General features: G+C 72.4%; 19 protein-coding genes. 11 read left to right on the top strand and 8 right to left on the bottom strand.

From position 1 onward, the window contains the following. Window positions 1-26: 26 nt before the first annotated feature. The 6 genes from AQJ54_RS09520 (at window position 27) to AQJ54_RS09495 (ending at window position 6501) form a co-directional block, all read left to right on the top strand. On the top strand, window positions 27-1202 hold the full coding sequence (locus tag AQJ54_RS09520) for an SCO2321 family membrane protein (protein WP_062235929.1): 1176 nt from the start codon (window positions 27-29) through the stop codon (window positions 1200-1202). Beyond that, window positions 1199-1828 (top strand): SCO2322 family protein, encoded by a 630-nt coding sequence (locus AQJ54_RS09515; RefSeq protein WP_062235926.1) that lies wholly within the window; start codon window positions 1199-1201, stop codon window positions 1826-1828. The genes AQJ54_RS09520 and AQJ54_RS09515 overlap by 4 nt, the downstream gene beginning before the upstream one ends. Window positions 1829-2015: 187 nt before the next feature. Further along, window positions 2016-3203 (top strand): energy-coupling factor transporter transmembrane component T, encoded by a 1188-nt coding sequence (locus tag AQJ54_RS09510; RefSeq protein ID WP_079069835.1) that lies wholly within the window; start codon window positions 2016-2018, stop codon window positions 3201-3203. Further along, entirely contained in the window at window positions 3200-4930 is a 1731-nt protein-coding gene (locus tag AQJ54_RS09505; RefSeq protein WP_062235924.1) for an ABC transporter ATP-binding protein, read from the top strand. Before AQJ54_RS09510 ends, AQJ54_RS09505 begins: the two co-directional genes overlap by 4 nt. A 47-nt stretch (window positions 4931-4977) precedes the next feature. Next, complete coding sequence (locus tag AQJ54_RS09500; protein WP_062235921.1) at window positions 4978-5796, top strand: ECF transporter S component; 819 nt, start codon at window positions 4978-4980, stop codon at window positions 5794-5796. 285 nt (window positions 5797-6081) lie between these two features. Next, window positions 6082-6501 (top strand): aggregation-promoting factor C-terminal-like domain-containing protein, encoded by a 420-nt coding sequence (locus tag AQJ54_RS09495; RefSeq protein WP_062025190.1) that lies wholly within the window; start codon window positions 6082-6084, stop codon window positions 6499-6501. A 46-nt stretch (window positions 6502-6547) separates the two neighbouring features. Here AQJ54_RS09495 and AQJ54_RS09490 read toward each other — a convergent pair whose 3' ends face one another. Then, window positions 6548-7798 (bottom strand): alpha/beta hydrolase family protein, encoded by a 1251-nt coding sequence (locus tag AQJ54_RS09490; protein ID WP_079069797.1) that lies wholly within the window; start codon window positions 7796-7798, stop codon window positions 6548-6550. A gap of 104 nt (window positions 7799-7902) precedes the next feature. On the opposite strand from AQJ54_RS09490, the gene AQJ54_RS09485 reads away from it, so the two are divergent. After that, complete coding sequence (locus tag AQJ54_RS09485; RefSeq protein ID WP_062025193.1) at window positions 7903-8601, top strand: YoaK family protein; 699 nt, start codon at window positions 7903-7905, stop codon at window positions 8599-8601. 5 nt (window positions 8602-8606) lie between these two features. On the opposite strand, the gene AQJ54_RS09480 is transcribed toward AQJ54_RS09485, so the two are convergent. Beyond that, complete coding sequence (locus AQJ54_RS09480; protein WP_062025195.1) at window positions 8607-9440, bottom strand: alpha/beta fold hydrolase; 834 nt, start codon at window positions 9438-9440, stop codon at window positions 8607-8609. A gap of 104 nt (window positions 9441-9544) precedes the next feature. Here AQJ54_RS09480 and AQJ54_RS09475 point away from each other — a divergent pair, with 104 nt between their 5' ends. Further along, window positions 9545-11821 (top strand): ATP-binding protein, encoded by a 2277-nt coding sequence (locus tag AQJ54_RS09475; RefSeq protein WP_062235915.1) that lies wholly within the window; start codon window positions 9545-9547, stop codon window positions 11819-11821. A gap of 116 nt (window positions 11822-11937) precedes the next feature. Here the strand turns inward: AQJ54_RS09475 and AQJ54_RS09470 are convergent, their stop codons facing one another. The 4 genes from AQJ54_RS09470 to AQJ54_RS09455 form a co-directional block, all read right to left on the bottom strand. Next, a complete protein-coding gene (locus tag AQJ54_RS09470) occupies window positions 11938-12387 on the bottom strand; it encodes a pyridoxamine 5'-phosphate oxidase family protein (protein ID WP_062235913.1) in 450 nt (149 codons plus the stop codon). 1 nt (window position 12388) lies between these two features. Continuing rightward, on the bottom strand, window positions 12389-12844 hold the full coding sequence (locus AQJ54_RS09465; RefSeq protein WP_062235910.1) for a hypothetical protein: 456 nt from the start codon (window positions 12842-12844) through the stop codon (window positions 12389-12391). A gap of 78 nt (window positions 12845-12922) precedes the next feature. Beyond that, window positions 12923-13546 carry a DUF6461 domain-containing protein gene (locus AQJ54_RS09460; protein ID WP_062235908.1) on the bottom strand — a complete coding sequence of 208 codons (624 nt, stop codon included), beginning with the start codon at window positions 13544-13546 and terminating at the stop codon, window positions 12923-12925. A gap of 78 nt (window positions 13547-13624) precedes the next feature. Further along, entirely contained in the window at window positions 13625-14017 is a 393-nt protein-coding gene (locus AQJ54_RS09455; protein ID WP_248844920.1) for an ATP-binding protein, read from the bottom strand. A 92-nt stretch (window positions 14018-14109) separates the two neighbouring features. Here AQJ54_RS09455 and AQJ54_RS09450 point away from each other — a divergent pair, with 92 nt between their 5' ends. Next, complete coding sequence (locus AQJ54_RS09450; RefSeq protein ID WP_062235902.1) at window positions 14110-14937, top strand: helix-turn-helix domain-containing protein; 828 nt, start codon at window positions 14110-14112, stop codon at window positions 14935-14937. After that, complete coding sequence (locus AQJ54_RS09445) at window positions 14918-15100, top strand: DUF397 domain-containing protein (protein WP_062025208.1); 183 nt, start codon at window positions 14918-14920, stop codon at window positions 15098-15100. Before AQJ54_RS09450 ends, AQJ54_RS09445 begins: the two co-directional genes overlap by 20 nt. Here the strand turns inward: AQJ54_RS09445 and AQJ54_RS09440 are convergent. Further along, window positions 15084-16253, bottom strand: a complete 1170-nt coding sequence (locus tag AQJ54_RS09440) for a steroid 3-ketoacyl-CoA thiolase (protein WP_030325585.1) — start codon at window positions 16251-16253, stop codon at window positions 15084-15086. The genes AQJ54_RS09445 and AQJ54_RS09440 overlap by 17 nt on opposite strands. Before the next feature lie 222 nt (window positions 16254-16475). Between AQJ54_RS09440 and AQJ54_RS09435 the strand changes: the two genes are divergently transcribed. Beyond that, window positions 16476-17714, top strand: coding sequence for a cytochrome P450 (locus AQJ54_RS09435; protein ID WP_062025209.1), 1239 nt, complete (start codon window positions 16476-16478; stop codon window positions 17712-17714). Window positions 17715-18052: 338 nt separating this feature from the next. On the opposite strand, the gene AQJ54_RS09430 is transcribed toward AQJ54_RS09435, so the two are convergent. Then, entirely contained in the window at window positions 18053-20014 is a 1962-nt protein-coding gene (locus AQJ54_RS09430; protein WP_248845330.1) for a bifunctional glycosyltransferase 87/phosphatase PAP2 family protein, read from the bottom strand. Window positions 20015-20028: the final 14 nt, after the last annotated feature.

The following is a 20028-nucleotide window of genomic DNA, read 5'->3' as shown; positions in this document are numbered from 1 at the left end:
CGCAGGGAGAAGGGCATCCGCCGATCATGAACGTCCACCGCAGCGCCGCGGTCCTGGCCGCCGCCGTCGTGATCGGTACGGCCGCGCCCGCCGTCGCCGCCTCGCCGTCCCCGAAGCCGTCCCTGCCCTCGGGGCTGTACGGCAGCAGCGACCCCACCTACGACGGCGTCTGGCGGCAGTCGCTCGCGCTCATCGCCCTGTACCGGGTGCACGACCAGCTCCCCGCCGCGGCCGTCGACTGGCTGGCCGGGCAGCAGTGCGCGAACGGGGCATTCCCGGCCTTCCGCGCGAACCCGGCCAAGGCCTGCGACGCCAAACTGATGGTCGACACCAACAGCACGGCCGTCGCCGCGCAGGCCCTGTCCGTGGTCGGCGGGCACGGCGGCGCGGTCACCAAGGCGGTGACCTGGCTGAAGTCCGTCCAGAACAAGGACGGCGGCTGGGGCTTCGCCCCCGGCGGGGCCAGCGACGCCAACTCGACGTCGGTGGTGATCGGCGCGCTCATCACCCAGCACACCCCCGTCTCGACGATCCGCAAAGGTACGAAGTCGCCCTACGACGCCCTGCTGAAGCTGTCCCTGCCGTGTGCCGACAAGGGCGCCTTCGCCTACCAGCCGGACGAGAAGGGCAAGCTCAGCGCCAACGCGGACGCGACGGCGGCGGCGGTCGTCGCCGCGCGCGGAACGAACTTCGTGACGGCGCGGGCCGACACCGGCCGGGAGACCACCTGCGCCGACGCAACAGCCCTCACCCCCGCGCGGGCAGCGGCCAACGGAGCCTCCTTCCTCGCGGAGGCGGTCGCGAAGGACGGCTATCTGAAGTCCGCTCTCCCCGGCGCCGAGGACCAACCCGACTACGGCAACACGGCGGACGCCGTCGTCGCACTCGCCGCGCAGGGCGCCGAGGCCGCGCGCAAGCCGTTGGAATGGCTGGAGCGGAACTCCGCGAAGTGGGCCGAGCAGAGCGGCCCCGCGGCGTACGCCCAGCTGATCCTCGCCGCCGAGGCGAGCGGTGCCGACCCCAGCGACTTCGGTGGCACGGACCTGGTGAAGCGGCTGGCCGCGAGCGGCCCGAAGCAGGTCGCCGCGTCCCAGGACGACGACTCCGGCACCTCGGTGTGGTGGGTGGTGGGCGCGGGTCTCGCCGCCGGCGCGGGCATCGGTTTCCTCATCAGCGGCCGCAACAAGAGGAAGCGGCCGTGATCCGCCGGGCGGCCCTCCTCGCCATCCTCGCGGGGCTGCTCCTCGCCACCACGAGCCCGGCTCACGCCACCGGTTACCGCTACTGGTCCTTCTGGGACCGCACGGGCACGACCTGGACGTACGCCACGCAGGGGCCCTCGACCGCGGTTCCCTCCGACGGCGACGTCCAGGGCTTCCGCTTCGCGGTGAGCGAGGACTCGTCGGACGCGACCAAGCCGCGCGGGAGGGCGTCCTTCGCGACGATCTGCGCGCACACGCCGACCCAGGCGGGCCGCAAGCGCGTCGCCCTGGTCATCGACTTCGGCACGGCCGCGGACGCGCCCTCCGGCGAGCGGCCCCCGGTGCGGCGGGACGCGTGCGCGGTGGTGGACCGTGACGCGACGACGGCGGAGGCCCTGGCGGCGGTGGCGAAACCGCTCCGGTACGGCACGAACGCCTTGCTGTGCGCGATCTCGGGGTACCCGCAGGCGGGTTGCGGCGAGGCGGTGACCGGGGCGAAGAAGCCGGCCACCGCCGAGAAGAAGCACGACGGCGGGCCGTCCCTGGGGCTGTGGGCGGGAGCGGCGGCCGTGCTGGCCCTGGCTGCGGCGGCGACCTGGCAGGCGAGGCGCCGCCGCGATGCGTGACCACGCCGGGCCCTCGCCCCACGGTCACGGCACCGGGGCGTCCTCCGACGCGAGGCTTCGAGGAATCGGCGCGCGGCCGGGCAGCGGTGCCGACGAGCCCTCGCAACCCGACCCCGACCAGCCCCATGGTCCCATCCCCGACCAGCCCCCTCGCCCCGTCGTCGCTGACCAGGCCTCTCGCCCCGCGATCGCCGACCAGCCCCCTCGCCCCGCCCCCCACCGGACCCCCCGCCCCGACCCCGATCAGCCCTCTCGCCCCGTCGCCGCCAATCAGCCCTCGCGCCCCGTCCCCAACCGGACCCCCCGCCCCGTCGCCCTCCACCCCGGTGCCTGGTGGCTCTGGGCCCTCTCGCTCGGTGTCGCGGCCACCCGGACCGGCAACCCGCTGCTCCTCGCCCTCCTCGTCGCCGTGTCCGCCTACGTGGTGGCCACCTGCCGCCGCCCCTCCCCCTGGTCCCGCTCCTACGCCGCATTCCTCAAGCTCGCCCTCGCGGTCCTCCTCGTCCGCCTCCTGTTCGCCGTGACCCTCGGCTCACCGATCCCCGGCACCCACGTCCTCGTCACGCTGCCCGAACTCCCCCTCCCCGACTGGGCGCAGGGCATCCGGCTGGGCGGCAGGGTGACCGCGGAGTCCCTCGTCTTCGCCCTCTACGACGGTCTGAAACTGGCCGCGCTCCTCATTTGCGTGGGCGCGGCGAACACCCTCGCCAACCCGCACCGCCTCCTCAAGTCCCTCCCCGGCGCGCTGTACGAACTCGGCGTCGCCGTCGTCGTGGCGCTCACCTTCGCCCCCCACCTCATCGCCGACGTCCAGCGGCTGCGCGCCGCCCGCCGTCTCCGCGGCCGCCCGGACACCGGTCTGCGGGGCCTCCTCCAGGTCGGACTCCCGGTCCTGGAGGGCGCGTTGGAGCGTTCGGTCGCCCTCGCGGCGGCGATGGACGCCCGCGGCTACGGCCGCACCGCCGAGGTCCCGCCCGGCGTCCGCCGTACGACCACGGCCCTCACCCTCGGCGGTCTGCTCGGGGTCTGCGCGGGAACGTACGGGCTGCTCACCGCCGAAGGCGGCACGTACGGCCTCCCCGTCCTCCTCGCCGGGCTGACCGCCGCCCTCGCGGGGCTGCGTCTGGGCGGCCGCCGCACCCCGCGCACGCGCTACCGGCCGGACCGCTGGACCGCCCGTTCCCTGCTGGTCGCCGGTTCCGGCGCGGCCGTCGCGGCGGCGATGTCCGTCGCGGGCGTCACCGACCCGGCCGCCCTGAACCCCGGTGTGGTCCCGCTGGTCGCGCCCACCCTCCCGCTGTGGCCCGCCGCGGCCGTCCTGCTGGGCCTCCTGCCGGCCTTCCTCGCCCCCGCCCCCAAGGAGCCGTCGCCGTGATCCGCTTCGAGGACGTCTCCGTGACGTACGACGGGGCCGCCGAACCCACCGTCCAGGGTGTCGACTTCGAGGTGCCCGAAGGTGAACTGGTGCTGCTCGTGGGCCCGTCGGGCGTCGGCAAGTCCACGGTCCTGGGCGCGGTCAGCGGACTGGTCCCGCACTTCACCGGCGGCACCCTGCGCGGCCGGGTCACGGTGGCCGGCCGTGACACCCGCACCCACAAGCCGCGTGAACTGGCCGACGTGGTCGGCACGGTGGGCCAGGACCCGCTGTCGCACTTCGTGACGGACACGGTCGAGGACGAACTTGCATACGGCATGGAGTCGTTGGGCCTGCCGCCGGCGGTGATGCGCCGCCGGGTGGAGGAGACGCTCGACCTGCTGGGCCTCGCCCCGCTCCGTGACCGCTCCCTGGCCACCCTCTCCGGCGGCCAGCAACAGCGGGTGGCGATCGGCTCGGTCCTCACCCCGCACCCCGAGGTCCTGGTCCTGGACGAACCGACCTCGGCCCTGGACCCCGCGGCGGCCGAGGAGGTCCTGGCCGTCCTCCAGCGCCTGGTCCACGACCTCGGCACCACGGTCCTCATGGCCGAGCACCGCCTGGAACGCGTCATCCAGTACGCCGACCAGGTCGCCCTCCTCCCGGCCCCGGGCGCCCGCCTGCGCATGGGCACCCCGGCAGAGATGATGGCCGAGTCCCCGGTGTACCCGCCGGTGGTGGACCTGGGCCGACTGGCGGGCTGGGACCCCCTGCCGCTGACAGTGCGGGACGCCCGCCGCAGGGCGGGGGACCTGAGGGACCAACTGGCCGGACGGATACCGAAAGACAACGCACCCGCAGCCGCCGACGGCGGCCCCGCCCCACAGGGGCCACCCGCACCCGACCACGAGACCGAAACGGGTGGTGCGGGTGGGAACCCCGGAACGCCCCGCCGAAGGCGGGCGTTCCGCACCCGCCCCACCCCGCCCGCGACCGTTCACATCGCCGACGTCACAGCCCTCTCCGTCCGCCGAGCCCACGTCCATGCCCTGCGCCACATCGACCTCACCGTCCGCCCCGGCGAGACCATCGCCCTCATGGGCCGCAACGGCGCCGGGAAGTCCACCCTCCTCAACACCCTCGTAGGGCTCGTGGCACCGAGCACCGGCACGGTCCAGGTGGGCGGCGCCCCGCCGCACCGCACCCCGCCCCGGGACCTCGTCCGCCGAGTCGGCCTCGTCCCGCAGGAACCCCGGGACCTCCTCTACGCCGACACAGTCGCCGCCGAGTGCCGGGCCGCCGACAAGGACGCCGCCGCGGCCCCCGGCACCTGCCGTGCCCTGGTGACCGACCTGCTCCCGGGTGTGAGCGACGACACCCACCCCCGGGACCTCTCCGAGGGCCAGCGTCTCGCCCTCGCCCTCGCCGTCGTCCTGACCGCCCGCCCGCCCCTGCTGCTCCTGGACGAGCCGACCCGCGGCCTGGACTACGCGGCCAAGGCCCGCCTGGTCGGCCTGCTGACGGACCTGGCCGCCGCCGGCCACGCGATCATGCTGGCCACCCATGACGTGGAACTCGCCGCCGAGCTCGCCCACCGGGTGATCCTGCTGGCCGAGGGCGAGGTGATCGCCGACGGTCCGGCGGCGGAGGTCATCACGTCCTCGCCGTCCTTCGCCCCTCAGGTCAGCAAGATCCTCGCCCCGCAGCGCTGGCTCACGGTGGCCCAGGTACGGAAGGCCCTGTCATGACCCGGGCTCCAGGCGGGAAAGGCCCTGCCGCGAACCCGACCCCCGGCATGTCTCGCACACCCCGTGCCGTCCACCTCGGCCCCCGCTCCCTCCTCACCCTCGCCCTCGTCAGCGCCGTGGGCGTCGCGGCCTTCGGCTGGCCCTTCCTCGCCCCGCCCGACTCGCAGGTCGGCAGCCACACCCAGGACGCCCCCTGGCTCTTCGCCGGACTGCTCGTGCTCCTCGTCGCGGTGGTCGCGGCGGCGATCGCAGAGTCGGGCCTGGGCCCCAAGGCCGTGGCGATGCTCGGCGTGCTCGCCGCGACCGGGGCCGCCCTCAGGCCCGTCGGCGCGGGCACCGCCGGTATCGAGCCGATGTTCTTCCTGATGGTGCTCAGCGGCCGGGTCCTCGGCCCCGGCTTCGGCTTCGTGCTCGGCAACGTCACGATGTTCGCGTCCGCCCTGCTCACCGGCGGGGTCGGCCCGTGGATGCCGTTCCAGATGCTGGCGATGGGCTGGTTCACGATGGGTGCGGGCCTGCTGCCGGTGCCCGCCCGCGCCCCGGGCCGCGCCGAGGTCGGGATCCTGGCCGTGTACGGCTTTTTCGCCGCTTTCGCCTACGGCACCGCCATGAACATGGCCGGCTGGCCCTTCATGGGCGCCCTCGCCTCGAACATCGCCTTCGACCCGCACGCCGGCGTCCCCGCCAACCTGGCCCGCTTCGTCGCGTACTGCCTGGCCACCTCGCTCGGCTGGGACCTGGGCCGGGCCCTGGTCACCGTCGTCCTGACACTGACCATCGGCCCGGCCCTCCTCAGGGGGCTGCGCCGGGCCACCCGCCGGGCCGCCTTCGAGGCCCAGGTCACATTCGAGGGGCCCGAGCGGTGAAGCGCCCCACATGACGCAGCTCACTTACTAAGCGGAACAGTAGGTGAATACCGGACATAACGCCCATGACGCATCCCCTCTGACCTGCGCTTTGCGAGCCGGATCACACAGGCGGTCATTCCCGGCGATTCGACCACCACTAGTAAAAGGGGTCTTTGCGGACGACTTTCGAACCTGTTTCTGTGGACGACGTCGCACGGCGCCGACAAGCCCACGGGCCTCGGCGCCGACGCATGTCCCCCGGGACCGCGAGCGACGCCACCGTCCCCGAAGAAAAGGTTCTCCGTGTCCGTCTCCCGCATCGCCCGCCGCATCGCTTCCCCGAAGAAGGCCATCACCACCGCCGCGATGGCCGCCGCCACCGCCGGCCTGGTCCTGACCGCGGCGCCGGCCCATGCGGCCACGACCAGCTCCTCCGCCCAGGCCAAGGCCATCGCGCACCAGCTGATCCCGAACGCCGCCCAGTACGCGGCCTTCAGCAAGATCGTGGAGCACGAGAGCGGCTGGAACGTCAACGCGACGAACTCCTCCTCCGGTGCCTACGGTCTGGTCCAGGCCCTCCCCGGCTCCAAGATGGCCTCCGCCGGCTCCGACTGGAAGACCAACCCCAAGACCCAGATCAAGTGGGGTCTCGACTACATGAACTCCCGCTACGGCAGCCCGACCGGCGCCTGGGCCTTCTGGCAGGCCAATGGCTGGTACTGAGCCGACGCGCCCGGCACCGCCGTAGAGCCGGAAAACACCGGCAGGCTCACCGCCGTACCCCGTCGAAGAACCGCACCACCTGCGGGGCCGACACCACGACCGACCCGAAGTGGTCCACGGCCCCCTGATCGACCACCCGCACCCTCGCTCCCTGACCTGCGAGGGTGCGGGCGCATGTCCGGGTGTTGGCGAGGGGCACGTCGGTGTCCCCGGCCGCGGCGTACAGCCGCACCGGCACCTCCGGCTTCCAGTCGCACGTGTGGTCGGCGGCGCGCATCGCGTCCAGCACCGCGCCGGACGGGTGCCGCAGCCGCTCGTGGAAGGCAGGCGTGAGCAGCTTCCGCACCGAGGGGGCGAGTCCCCTGACGACGTCCTCCTGCTCGTGGCCGCCGTCGAGGAGACGCTCGACCCGGCTCGCCCAGGGCGCGCGGAACGCCTCGGAGGGGTCCTTGTAGAGCGGGTGCAGACGGTTCTGCGCGACCAGCCAGTACGCGGTGTACAGGACCCCGCTGACGTCGTTGACCCGGCCGTCGAACAGCGCGGGCATCTCCTGGCCCTCCAGGTCGTACGGGCCGCTGACCGGGGCGAGCGCCCTGAGCCGGAAGTGCCGGTCGGCGCCCCCGTCCAGCGCCTTCCCCAGCGCCATCGCCACCTGGCCGCCCTGGGAGAACCCCGTCACGTACAGGTCCCCGGTGAGCGGGCGGCCGAGCCGGTCCGCGGCGGTCCGGGCGGCCCGCAGCATGTCGACGGAGGTGGTCACGGACGAGGCGGTGTCCATGTACGGGTGCGGCCCCGGCCCTTCGCCGAGGCCGAGGTAGTCGGGGGCGGCGACCGCGCGCCCCGCGCTCGCGTTCAGATACGACGGTATGCGCCCGAAGTCCTCGCTCACCGAAGGCGCGTAGTCGCGGTCGACCATCGTGCCGTGGGTGTCGGAGACCAGGTCGAGGCGGCGCGGGCCGCCCGTCGGCAGCGTCAGCAGACCGGTCGCCGTGGTGGGCGCCCCGTGCGGGTCGACGGTCCGGTAGGTCAGCCGGTACGCCCGTACGCCGTACCGCACCACGTCGGCGTCAACGTCCCGCCCCGTCAGGAACGCCCTGACCTGCCCGGCGTCCCGGTCGGCGACCGGCGTGACGGACAGCAGCCCACCGCGCGGCGCCGGCCGCGCCCGTCCGTCCGCGGCGACCGCCACCGGGGCCACGACGAGCCCGGCCAGCATCAGGGCCGCGGCCGCGGCGAGTGCCCTGCGGGTCCGCCGGCCCGCCCCTTTTCCCTTGTCTTTCCGCGTGTCATCCCTCATGCCCGTCGACGCTACGGACGCGCCGCACACCCCGGCATCCGAGAGTCCCCCGCTTCCGTGGTGGACTTGGGTGCACCCCGACCGTCCGGCTGCCCGGAGACCCGATGAGCGAACAGAGCGGCACCGGCACGAAGCCGGCCGACGACCCCGAGGCGCGCGGACTGCGGCTGGTGCCCGTGCTGCTGGGCCTGACGGTGGTCAGCGGGCTGATCGACGCGGTCAGCTATCTGGGCCTGGAGCACGTCTTCACCGCGAACATGACCGGCAACGTCGTCGTGCTCGGGTTCGCGGCGGCCGGCGCCCCCGGCTTCTCGGTGGCGCACACCCTGACCTCGCTCGGGTCCTTCGTCGTGGGCGCGATGGCGGGCGGCCGGGTCGCCGTACGGCTCGGCTCCGGCTCCCGGCGCACCTGGGCCCGGCTCACGCTCGCCGCCGAGGCGGTCCTGCTGGGCGTCTCGGCCGTGGTCGCGTACGCCGCGCCCGGCGCCACGGCCACCGCCTACACCCTGATCGCGGTCACGGCCTTCGCGATGGGCCTGCGCAACGCCACGGTCCGCAGGCTCGGCATCCCTGACCTGACGACGACCGTGCTGACCATGACGTTGACCGGACTCGCCGCCGACTCGCGCGCGGGCGGCGGCCCCGGCACCCGCTCCCCGCGCCGTACGGCATCGGTGGTCGCGATGGTCGTCGGGGCCGGGGCGGGCGCGTGGCTGGTGCTCCACCAAGGCCTGGCCCTGCCGCTGGCGATCGCGGCAGGGCTGGTGGCCGTGCTGGCGGTGGCCGCCTCGGGGCGCGAGTAGCCCGCCTACTTGGCCAGGAAGGCCAGCAGCGCCGAGGTGACCTCCTCGTGGTGCGTCCACAGGAGGCCGTGCGGTGCGCCCTCGATCTCGACGTACTCGGCGGAGGGCAGCAGCGCGTGGAAGGGCCGGCCGGTGGCGTCGATGGGCAGGATGCGGTCGCCGGTGCCGTGCAGGATCAGCGCCGGTACGTCGATCTTCGCCACGTCGGCCCGGAAGTCGGTGATCCAGGTCGGCACGCAGGCCACCGAGGCGTGCGCCGAGGCACCCGCGGCCACGTTCCAGCTGCCGCGCACGGCCGCCTCGCTGATCCGGCTGCCGAGCGTCTCGTCCAGGTTGTAGAAGTCCTGGTAGAAGGCGTCGAAGTAGGCGTACCGGTCCTTGGTGACCGCGTCCAGGATGCCGTCGAACACCGACTGGTCCACGCCGGTCGGGTTGTCGTCGGTCTTCAGCAGGAAGGGCTCCAGAGAGGCCAGGAAGGCGGCCTTCGCGACCCGGCGCGAGCCGTAGGTGCCCAGGTAGCGGCCGACCTCGCCGGTGCCCATCGAGAAGCCGACGAGGACGGCGTCGGTCAGGTCCAGGGTGGTGAGGACCTTGTCGAGGTCGGCGGCGAAGGTGTCGTAGTCGTAGCCGGTGGTGGGCTGCGAGGAGCGGCCGAAGCCGCGGCGGTCGTAGGTGATGACCCGGTGGCCGGCCTCCAGGAGCGCGGGCAGCTGCTTCTCCCAGGAGTGGCCGTCGAGCGGGTAGCCGTGGATCAGCACGACGGGCTGTCCGGTGCCGTGGTCCTCGTAGTAGAGCTCGATCGGGGCGCTGTTCTCTTCACCGACGGTGATGTACGGCATGGGGTTCCTCTCCCTTGGGCGAGGTTCCAGCTCACCAGGAACCGTCCATGGTCACCAGGCAGAAGTGCAGGCGGAAGTAGCGCGCGCTTGTTCTAATTGTCGTGATGACCAGTCATGTTCCCGAAGTCCCGCAGTCCGAGGTGCCCCAGGGCGGCACCGCTTTCGGTGTGATGCTGCGCTCCCTGCGCCGGGCCGCCCGGCTGACCCTGGAGGAGCTGTCCGAGGCGTCCGGGGTGAGTGTGCGCGCCCTCGGTGACCTGGAGCGCGGCCGCAGCCGTGGCCCGCAGCGCCGTACCGTCGAGGCACTCGCCGGCGCCCTCCTCCTCGACGCCGAGCAGCGTGAGCGCCTCCAGCGGCTGGCCGACACCGGCCGGGAGCGCGCGGCGGCGCCGGCCCCGCCGTACCTCCTGCGGACCGTCCCGGACTTCACCGGCCGGCGGCAGGAACTGGCGGACCTGGAGGCGCTCGCCACCGGCACCCGCACGCGGGCCGCGATCCTGTTCGGGCCGGGCGGGCAGGGCAAGACGACCCTGGCCGCGGAGGCGGTACGGCGGCTGAGCGGCGCCTTCCCGGACGGCAGCGTCTGCGTCCAGCTGCACGGGATGAGCGAGGCCCCGCTGCCGCCCGCCGAGGCGCTGGTCCTGCTGCTCACCGCGCTCGGCCAGCCGCCCGACCGGATCCCGGTGGACCCGGTCGCCCGCGAGGCGCTGTACCGGACCACGCTCGCCGGCCGGCGGGCGCTGATCGTCCTCGACGACGCGGCCGACGAGGCGCTCACCCGGCCGCTGCTGCCGGACGCCGAGGGCAGTTTCGTGCTGGTCACCAGCAGACGGCCGCTGGCCGGCCTCGAAGGCGTACGGCGGATCAGGCTCGGCGGACTCAGCGGCGGGGAGTCGGCGCGGCTCCTGGAGCGGATCCTCGGCGCCCCGCGCACCGACGGCCAGTCCGAGGCGATCACCCGGCTGACCGAGCTGTGCGGCCATCTCCCGCTGGCCCTGCGGATCGTCGGCAACCGCCTCTCCAGCCGCCCGAGTTGGACCCCGGCCCGCCTGGTGGAGCAACTCGCCGACGAGGAGCGCCGGTTGAGCGGGCTGGTGGCGGGCGACCTCGCCGTGCGCAGCGCACTCGCCCTCTCCTGGGGCCAACTCACCGACGAGCACCGGCGGTTGCTGCGCCGACTCGCCCTGGTCCCGGGCCATGACACCGGCCCCGAACTCGCCTCGGTGCTGACCGGTGAGGAGTTGTCGGCCACCGAGGACTCCCTGGACCTGCTGGTCGACCGGGGCCTGCTGGAGGAGACGGTACCCGGGCGGTACGCCCTGCACGATCTCGTACGGCTCTTCGCGCGGGAGCAACTGGACGCCGAGGAGCCGGAGTCGGTGGTCCGGGAGGTGCGGCTGCGGATGGCGGACTGGCTGTTGCGGTCGGCCTCGGCGGCGGGCCGCCGGTTCGAGGCGCCGGGTGCGCCGCAGCCGTGGCCGGGCGAGGTCCCGGCCTTCACGCCCCGGTCCGCGCAGGCGGCGGAGGAGTGGCTGACGGCCGAACGCGCGAACTGGGCGGGCGCCCTGCCGGTGCTGTTCGCGGCGGACCGGCACGCGGAGATCCTGCATGTCTCGCGCACCCTGTACTGGTTCTCCGACCGCTGGGGCCAGTGGCCGGAGTGGCGGACCCTCTTCTCGTACGGCGCCCGGTCCGCGGCCGCCCTCGGGGACCGGGCGGCCGAGGCCCACCAGCTCAACTGTCTCGCCTGGGCCCACTCGGTGGGCGCCTCCCAGTACGAGCGGGCCGAGCAACTGGCCCGACAGGCACTGGAGTTGGCTTCGGAGACCGGTGACCTCGGTCAGCAGGCCTGGTCGTGGTCGTACATCAGCGGGGCCTGTATGGGGCTGTCCCGGCCCGCGGAGGCGGCGGAGGCGGCGGCGCGGGCCACCCGGCTGTTCGAGAAGACCGGCGACTCGGCGGGCAAGGCGGTCTCCCAGCGGGTCCTCGGCAAGGCGCTGCGTGAATCCGGCCGCGCGGCGGAGGCGTTGACCCTGCACCGGGCGCTGCTCGGCACCTCCGTGGGGGACGTACCGGGCCTGGACGCGTACGTCGAGGCCCTGCTCCGGTACGAGATAGCGAGCGACCTGCTGGCCCTGGAGCGCTGGCCCGAGGCGGTGGCGGCCTACCGTGCCGTCACCACGCCCCTCTCCCACGGCGGCCTCGACCGCCTCCAGGCCCAGTCCCTCACGGGCCTCGCCACGGCCCTGCGCCACTGCGGCGAGCTCACGGAGGCGCGCGAGCATCTGGGCCGGGCGCACGGGTTGTTCCTGTCGGTGGGTGACGTGCTGTCCGCGGAGCGGACGGCGGCGGAGATCGCAGAGCTGGGGGGTGCCGACTGAGGGGACGGGCTGGAGCGGCGGCTCCCGGACCCGCGGCGGACCTCCTGGCGGAGCCCGCCGTGGACCTCGTCGTGAACCCGTGGCGGAGCCCGCCGTGGACCTCGTGGTGAAGCCCGCTACACCCGCACCCGGTGATCCGGCCGCCCGTCCTTCGCCAGCATGGAGTGCGCCTCGGCCACCGCCCGGTAGAGCCGCATCCCGGAGTCACCGCGCACGTCGTCGAGGGTCCACACCCGCCCGCCGTGCAGCAGCGACCGCCGCGAGAACACCTCCAGCGCCCTCTCGGCCCCGTCCACCAGCTCCTCGGCGACGGCGGACATGTACACCCCCTGCCCGGTGCCGATCTCCGCCGACGAGTCGAAGACGACGATCCCCACCCGGGGCCGTACGGCGATGTTCCGCGAGTGGGTGACGTCCGGCGAGGACACCCAGAAGAACTCCCGGCACCCCATGTGCGCGAAGTAGACCGGCGTGCTCCACGGCCGCCCCTCCGCGTCGGCCGTGGCCAGCACCAGGTACCTGCTCGCCTCGACGATCGCCTGCGCGTTCCCGGCGCTCGGTCCCATCTCAGCGGCTCCTTCGATACGTCAGCCCGAAGTCCGTCTCCCACTCCGCCGACGCGTCCTTCGACCGCTCCCACACCCCGTGGATGCTGTCGCCGTCCGCGCTGAGCCGTCCGGTGAACCGCTGCCGGAAGGAGAGCGGGGTGAAGTCCGCCTCCTCGCGCAGCAGTTGCCACACCTCGCCGTCGAAGGTCATCGTGTACACGCGCACGACGCCCCGCGAGTCGAAGTAGTGCTGCGTGTACGCCCCGCTGTCCGGCTCGACCGACACGACGGCCATGCTCTGGGGCGCGGGCTCCGGCGCCCGCATCCGCTGCACCAGGAACCGCCCCCCGACCTCCCACTCGAACACACACCGTCCGGCGGCAGGCTCCTGCCCGGGGAACTCGGCTTCGACCACCCATTCCCCGACCAGAACCCGCAGCCGTTCCAGAGCTTCCCGCTCCGCCGTCGCGCCCATCGAGACCACCTCCTGCGAGTGATGACCGCGTCGGCACGCGGAAGTCATCGGCGGACCGAGATCAACGGTGCTGCGAAGTCATCGGCGGGTCGACAGGCCCGCCGCCGGAAGCCGGCGTCCCTCGGAGTCCTTGGGCACCCACAGCCCGAACCGGCTCTCCAGGTACTCGAGGACCTGCGGCGCGCTCATGCCCCCGCCGTCCGCCGACCAGCCGAGGGCCGGCGGGTCCTCGCCGTCTTCGTACCCCGGGACCGCGGGGTCGAAGGAGGACAGCACCCGCCCGTCGACCGCGTACTCCACCCGCTGCGTGGCGTTGACGTCACAGCAGGCGGCGAGGACGCGGCTGCCCGAGGAGAGCGTGGGGAGGTAGTTCACCGCGGAGACGTACGACGTGGAGGCCTGGATCGCGAAGGTCCAGCCCTCGGTCTCCCCTGCCCGCACCACCGCGTCCACCGCGCGCCCCAGGAAGCCGAGCTCCTCCACGGCCTCGACGTCCAGATCCTCCAGGTGGTCCAGATCGAACGGCTCGTCCATGGAGTTGCGGACCTCGATCTCCTGGGCCTCGTGCCGGGTCAGCGGAAAGACGGACTCGCGCGGGGCTCCGAGTCTGCTGAGCACCTCCTCCGGGGCCAGACCCTCGCAGAAGATGAGGCTGTAGCCGAAGGGGTACGCCTCGGCCACCCAGCGGAGTCCGTCCGTCATTCCGTCATCCTGTCAGCGACCAGGTTGTCGAAGGCGTTGACGCATGGAGAACTCCTCCCTACGTACATGACTACTTGGTCAAGGTTTCACACACTCGAACCAGACCGTCTTTCCGCCACCCGATCTCGGCCCCACACCCCACTTCCCCACGACAGCGTCCAGCAGCGCCAGCCCTCGACCGCACTCCGCCTCCCCGTCCGACTCCGGCACCGGACACGGGAGTCCGGACGCCCCGTCGGCGACCTCCACTCGCACCCCCGACTCCAGCCGCAGCACCAGCACCACGCACCGCCGGTCCGGAACATGGCGTACGACATTGGCGACCAGCTCCGTCACACCGAGCTCGGCGGCGTCGGACAGCTCCGGCAGCTCCCACTCGCGCAGCAGCGAGCGGACGATACGGCGGACATGGCGGGCCGAGTGGGCGCTCGCGGTGAGATCCAGCCGCCACTGGGAGATGTATGCGTTCACAGGACGAGGGTGACCTCGCATGACTACGCTTAGCTATCGAACGGGCGCAACCAGTGCGACAGTGGGCCGGGTTGCCCGAGAGGGGACTTCGCGTGACGAGCATCAACGCCCTTGACCCCGGCGCCTCGCCGCTCGACTACTACGGCTACGAGCTGCGCAGGCTCCGGGAGTCCGCCCACCTGACCCAGCGTCAACTGGGGGACATCCTCAACTACACGGGGTCACTGGTCGGCCAGATCGAGACAGCACGGAAGGTGCCGACACCGGAGTTCAGCGAGCGGGCGGACGCGGCGCTGGGGTCGGACGGACTGCTGACGCGGCTCGTCCAGCTGGTGCTGCGGAGTCAACTCCCGGCCTGGTTTCAGCAGGTGGCCGAGCTCGAGGCGCGGGCGCTTGAGATCTGCACCTTCCAGACCCACATGATCCATGGCCTGCTCCAGACCAGCGCCTACGCCCGCGGAGTGCTTGGCGCGCTGGACCAGACCGACCTCGAAGACCGCACCACCGTACGGCTGGCCCGTCAGGGCATTTTCAACAAGGAAGCGCCCCCGGTCTTCTGGATGGTTATCAGCGAGGCCGCGCTCTACCAAGAGATCGGCGGCAGGGGAACCATGCGGGGCCAACTGGCACACGTGTTGGCCTTCGAGGCCAACCCCCGGATCAACATTCAGGTACTGCCGTTCTCGGTCGGATCTCATGCAGGGCTGCAAGGCTCGTTCAACCTCTACCGCTTCTCCAGCGATCCGACGATCGTCTACACAGAGGGATACGGCACCGGACATCCGACCGCGAACCCGGACAGCGTCAGGGACTGCTCACTCCGTTACGATCATCTCCGGGCCGCCGCTCTATCCCCCAAGGACTCGGCGGAGTTGATCCGGCGCACGATGGAGGACCGCTATGGAGAGCAAGTGGCGTAAGTCGAGCTACAGCGGCGACCAAGGCGGCGATTGCGTAGAGATCGCCGAGACCACCACCGCCGTCGCCGTCCGTGACTCCAAGACCCCGGCGGGACCGATTCTCACGATCGACCCCGCCGTCTTCACCGCCTTCGTCAACTGGACCTCTACAGACGCTGGATGATCGTCCCGGTCGCCAGACCGCCCCCCGCACACATCGTGATCAACGCGAACTCCTTGTCCGCGCGCTCCAGTTCATGCAGCGCCGTGGTGATGAGCCGCGCCCCCGTCGCCCCCACCGGGTGCCCGAGCGCGATCGCGCCGCCGTTGACGTTGACCTTCTCCAGGTCCTGTTCGAAGACCTGGGCCCAGCTCAACACCACCGACGCGAAAGCCTCGTTGATCTCGACGAGGTCGATGTCCTTCAGGGACATGCCCGCCTTGCCGAGGACCGCGCGGGTCGCGTCGATCGGGCCGTCCAGGTGGAAGTGCGGGTCGGCCCCGACCAGGGCCTGCGCCACGATCCGCGCCCTCGGCTTCAGCTTCAGCGCCCGCGCCATCCGCTTGGACGCCCACATGATCGCCGCGGCCCCGTCGCTGATCTGCGAGGAGTTGCCCGCCGTGTGGATCGCCGTCGGCATGACCGGCTTCAGGCCCGCCAGCGCCTCCATGGACGTGTCCCGCAGCCCCTCGTCCCGGTCCACCAGCCGCCACATGCCCTGCCCGGCCCGCTGCTCGTCCTCGGTGGTCGGCACCTGGACCGCGAACGTCTCCCGCTTGAAGCGCTCCTCGGACCAGGCGACGGCCGCACGCTCCTGCGAGATCAGCCCGAGCGAGTCGACGTTCTCACGGGTCAGCCCCCGGTGCCGGGCGATGCGTTCGGCCGCCTCGAACTGGTTGGGCAGGTCCACGTTCCACTCGTCGGGGAACGGCTTGCCCGGCCCGTGCTTGGAGCCCGACCCCAGCGGCACCCGGGACATCGCCTCGACCCCGCAGCTGATGCCGACGTCGATGACCCCAGCGGCGACCATGTTGGCGACCATGTGGGAGGCCTGCTGCGAGGACCCGCACTGGCAGTCGACCGTGGTCGCCGCCGTCTCGTAGGGCAGCCCGACCGTCAGCCAGGCCGTGCGCGCGGGGTTCATCGACTGCTCGCCGGCATGCGTGACCGTACCGCCGACGATCTGTTCGACCGCGTCGGCGGGGATGCCGGTGCGGCCGAGGAGTTCACGGTAGGTCTCGCCCAGCAGATACGCGGGATGCAGATTGGCGAGCGCGCCGCCGCGCCTGCCGATGGGAGTGCGGACGGCTTCGACGATCACGGGTTCGGCGGCCATGGGTGCGGGTCCTCTCCTCCGAACGGATCCCTGGAACTAGTACGTGTTCTAGTTGGCGCACTGCTTGCAGTCTGCGGACGATCCGGCCACCACCGCAAGGGTCTTGCAGGCAATTGGGGTCTCCGCACCCCTTGCCTCTTGTAGAACCCGTTACTACCTTCACGGCAGCTCTGTTCCTGATGGGCCGTCAGAAAGCTGTCGAACAGCTGGAGTGAGTTGCCGATGCAGTGTCCAGCGCTTCCCGACGGGTTCGACTTCACCGACCCCGACCTGCTGCAAAGCCGTGTACCGCTGCCGGAGTTCGCCGAACTGCGCCGGGCCGAACCGGTGCGCTGGATCCCCCAGTCGGGCAACATCGCCGGCTTCCAGGACGGGGGGTACTGGGCGGTCACCCGGCACGCGGACGTCAAGTACGTCTCCACCCACCCCGAGATCTTCTCGTCGTACCTCAACACGGCGATCATCCGCTTCAACGAGCACATCCAGCGGGACGCGATCGACGCCCAGCGCCTGATCCTGCTGAACATGGACCCGCCGGAGCACACCCGGGTCCGCGGGATCGTCCAGCGGGTCTTCACGCCCCGGGCCATCCGCGCCCTGGAGCAACGCCTGCGCGACCGCGCCCTCGCGATCGTCGAGACCGCCCGCACCCTGCCCGGTGACTCCTTCGACTTCGTCACCCAGGTCGCCTGCGAACTGCCCCTCCAGGCCATCGCCGAGCTCATCGGCATCCCGCAGGACGACCGGGCGAAGATCTTCGACTGGTCCAACAAGATGATCTCGTACGACGATCCGGAGTACGCGATCACCGAGGAGGTCGGCCAGGAGTCGGCCATGGAGCTCATCGCCTACGCGATGAACATGGCGGCCGACCGCAAGCAGTGCCCGGCCCAGGACATCGTCACGAGGCTGGTGTCGGCGGAGGACGAAGGCAGCCTGAACTCCGACGAGTTCGGCTTCTTCGTGCTGATGCTGGCGGTCGCGGGCAACGAGACGACCCGCAACGCCATCACCCACGGCATGCACGCCTTCCTCACCCACCCCGACCAGTGGGAGCGGTACAAGGCCGAACGCCCCTCGACCGCGGCCGAGGAGATCGTGCGCTGGGCGACCCCGGTCAACGCCTTCCAGCGCACGGCCACCCAGGACACCGAGCTCGGCGGCAAGCAGATCAGGAAGGGCGACCGGGTCGGCATCTTCTACGCCGCCGCCAACCACGACCCCGACGTCTTCGAGAACCCGGACGTCTTCGACATCACCCGTGACCCCAACCCGCACCTCGGCTTCGGCGGGGGCGGCCCGCACTACTGCCTCGGCAAGTCCCTGGCGGTCCTGGAGATCGACCTGATCTTCAACGCGATAGCCGACGCCATGCCGAACCTCCGCGCGGCCGGCGACCCCCGCCGCCTGCGCTCGGCGTGGATCAACGGCGTCAAGGAACTCCAGGTCACCCTGGACTGACCCCGGTTCCGGCGCGGCGGGCCGACGGCTTCGGCGAGCCGTCGGCCCGCTCCGCCACGGAGGCCCGGCCGGTCCGCCCCGCCGGATGCCGTACGACGAACTCCGCGTCCCGCCCCACGCCCTGGATTCATCGACGAGGCCATCGCGTACGGGAACAGCCGCCCCACCACACAGCGCCCCGGCCCCCCTCGACGACCCCGCGCCACTGCACCGGCTCCCCGTCCCCGTCCAACACGTCCAGGTCGATCCAGGGGACGTCCGGCCGGAACCCGGTGCACCACGAGCCCATCGCACCGCCCCTCCCCTGTCGTCCGAAGCCCCCCTCGGGGCCGCGGGACTCACCGCTTCACGAGCGCCCGTTCCGCATCGACCCCGGCCGCACCGCGCACCACCCGGGCCCGCGGACCCTGGAAGAGGTACGACAGCCCGAACCCGCCGGCGACCACGGCCGCACCGCCCACCGCGTCCAGCACCCAGTGGTTCCCCGTGGCCACGATCGCCGAGACGGTGAACAGCGGGTGCAGCAGCCCGAGTCCCTTCATCCACCAGCGGGGCGCGACGACCGCGATGACGACCCCGCACCACAGCGCCCACCCGAAGTGCAGCGAGGGCATCGCCGCGTACTGGTTGGTCAGCGCGGTCAGGGTGCCGTAGTCCGGCTTGGAGAAGTCCTGCACGCCGTGCACGGTGTCGATGACCCCGAGCGCCGGCATCAGCCGTGGCGGGGCGAGCGGATAGAGCCAGAACCCGACGAGGGCCAGCAGCGTCGCGAACCCGAGCGAGGCCCGGGCCCACCGGTAGTCCACCGGGCGCCGCCAGTACAGGACGGCCAGCACGCTCAGCGGGACCACGAAGTGGAGGGACTCGTAGTACTGGTCGAAGAAGTTCCGCAGCCAGCCGACCTTGACGACCGCGTGGTTGGCCCAGTGCTCGATGTCGATGTGCAGGAAGCGCTCCAGATCGAGGATCTGCTGCCCGTGCCGCTCGGCGGTGGCCCGCCCCGCGGAGTTGCTGCCGCCGGTCGCCGCGAGTCGGACCTGCTGGTAGGCGGCGTACGTGACCCGGATCAGCAGGAGTTCGAGGAGCAGGTTCGGCCGCGTCAGCACCCGCCGCAGGAACGGCAGCAGCGGCACGTGCCGGAACCGGGCGGGCACCCGAGGGGCGTACTGCGGGGCGGTCGGTGTCCGGTAGTACGGCGAGGTGCGTGGCAGGAAGGGGATCACGGTGGCGGCGGCGAGCGCGGCCAGCAGCACCATGTTGTCCCGCAGGGGGTACAGCGTCGCGATGTGCGGCAGCAGCATCGTCGTCGGCAGGGTCATCACCACGACGACGGCGACCGGCCACACGTACCGGTCGGAGGCCCGCTTGCCGACCCGTCCGACGACCGCGAGCAGCACCCACAGCAACTGGTGCTGCCAGGTGGTCGGCGACACCGCGATCGCCGCGCAGCCGGTGATCGCGACGGCGAGCAGCAGCTGGCCGTCGCGGGCGTAGCGCACGGCCCGGCGCACGCCCAGCACGGCGACGGCCGCGCCGAGCACCAGGAAGAGGGAGATCTCCAGCGGCCCGGCAACGCCCAGGCGCAGCAGCAGGCCGTGCAGGGACTGGTTGGCGAGGTCGTCGGCGGGGCCCCCGAGGCCGGTGCCCGCGATGTGGTGCACCCAGTAGGTGTACGAGTCGTGCGGCAGCGCGGCCCAGGCCAGCGCGGTGCCGGCGGCGAAGGTCGCGGCCGCGGTGAGGGCGCCCCGGCGGCGGCCGGTGAACCAGAGCAGGGCCGCGAAGAGCAGGACCGTGGGCTGGAGGGCGGCGGCGAGCCCGATGAGCAGTCCGGCGGCCCGCTCACCCCGGACGGCGAAGCAGGCGACGAGGACCAGCAGGACCGGGATGATGCTGGTCTGCCCGAGGTAGAGCGTGTTGCGCACGGGCAGCGACAGCATCAGGAGGCTGATCGCGACCGGCGCGGCGAGCAGGGAGGTGCGGCGGCCGACCGGCTGGGGCAGCGCTCGGGCGGCGACGAGACCGAGGGCGACGACCAGGAGCAGGGTGCCGAAGGTCCAGCCCCAGCCGAGCGCCTGTTCGGCGGCGCGGGTGAGCGGCTTCAGGACAAGTCCCCCGAACGGGGTACCGGTGAACTGCGTCGAGTCGTACAGCGACCCCTTCACATGCAGCACACCGTCCGGACCGACCCAGGTCTCCAGGTCCGTCAGCCGCTCGCCTCTGGGGGTGCGCAGGACGACGGCCACCTCCCGCAGGGCGAGGACGGCCGCCACCAGCCACAGGGCGAGTCTGGCCGCACGCATCCGCGCGTGGATCT

Source organism: Streptomyces griseorubiginosus (assembly GCF_001514195.1).
In the GTDB taxonomy this organism is placed as follows: domain Bacteria; phylum Actinomycetota; class Actinomycetes; order Streptomycetales; family Streptomycetaceae; genus Streptomyces; species Streptomyces griseorubiginosus.
Note: the sequence above shows the minus strand (reverse complement) of the source record. Positions and strands in the feature narration are given on the sequence as shown.

Bases quoted from the DNA above. Each gene is read 5' to 3' on its own strand.
- AQJ54_RS09520 (WP_062235929.1), top strand. From the start codon at position 27: ATGAACGTCCACCGCAGCGCCGCGGTCCTGGCCGCCGCCGTCGTGATC.
- AQJ54_RS09500 (WP_062235921.1), top strand. From the start codon at position 4,978: ATGTCTCGCACACCCCGTGCCGTCCACCTCGGCCCCCGCTCCCTCCTC.
- AQJ54_RS09490 (WP_079069797.1), bottom strand. From the start codon at position 7,798: ATGAGGGATGACACGCGGAAAGACAAGGGAAAAGGGGCGGGCCGGCGG.
- AQJ54_RS09485 (WP_062025193.1), top strand. From the start codon at position 7,903: ATGAGCGAACAGAGCGGCACCGGCACGAAGCCGGCCGACGACCCCGAG.
- AQJ54_RS09480 (WP_062025195.1), bottom strand. From the start codon at position 9,440: ATGCCGTACATCACCGTCGGTGAAGAGAACAGCGCCCCGATCGAGCTC.
- AQJ54_RS09475 (WP_062235915.1), top strand. From the start codon at position 9,545: ATGACCAGTCATGTTCCCGAAGTCCCGCAGTCCGAGGTGCCCCAGGGC.
- AQJ54_RS09470 (WP_062235913.1), bottom strand. From the start codon at position 12,387: ATGGGACCGAGCGCCGGGAACGCGCAGGCGATCGTCGAGGCGAGCAGG.
- AQJ54_RS09465 (WP_062235910.1), bottom strand. From the start codon at position 12,844: ATGGGCGCGACGGCGGAGCGGGAAGCTCTGGAACGGCTGCGGGTTCTG.
- AQJ54_RS09460 (WP_062235908.1), bottom strand. From the start codon at position 13,546: ATGACGGACGGACTCCGCTGGGTGGCCGAGGCGTACCCCTTCGGCTAC.
- AQJ54_RS09445 (WP_062025208.1), top strand. From the start codon at position 14,918: ATGGAGAGCAAGTGGCGTAAGTCGAGCTACAGCGGCGACCAAGGCGGC.
- AQJ54_RS09440 (WP_030325585.1), bottom strand. From the start codon at position 16,253: ATGGCCGCCGAACCCGTGATCGTCGAAGCCGTCCGCACTCCCATCGGC.
- AQJ54_RS09435 (WP_062025209.1), top strand. From the start codon at position 16,476: ATGCAGTGTCCAGCGCTTCCCGACGGGTTCGACTTCACCGACCCCGAC.
- AQJ54_RS09430 (WP_248845330.1), bottom strand. From the start codon at position 20,014: ATGCGTGCGGCCAGACTCGCCCTGTGGCTGGTGGCGGCCGTCCTCGCC.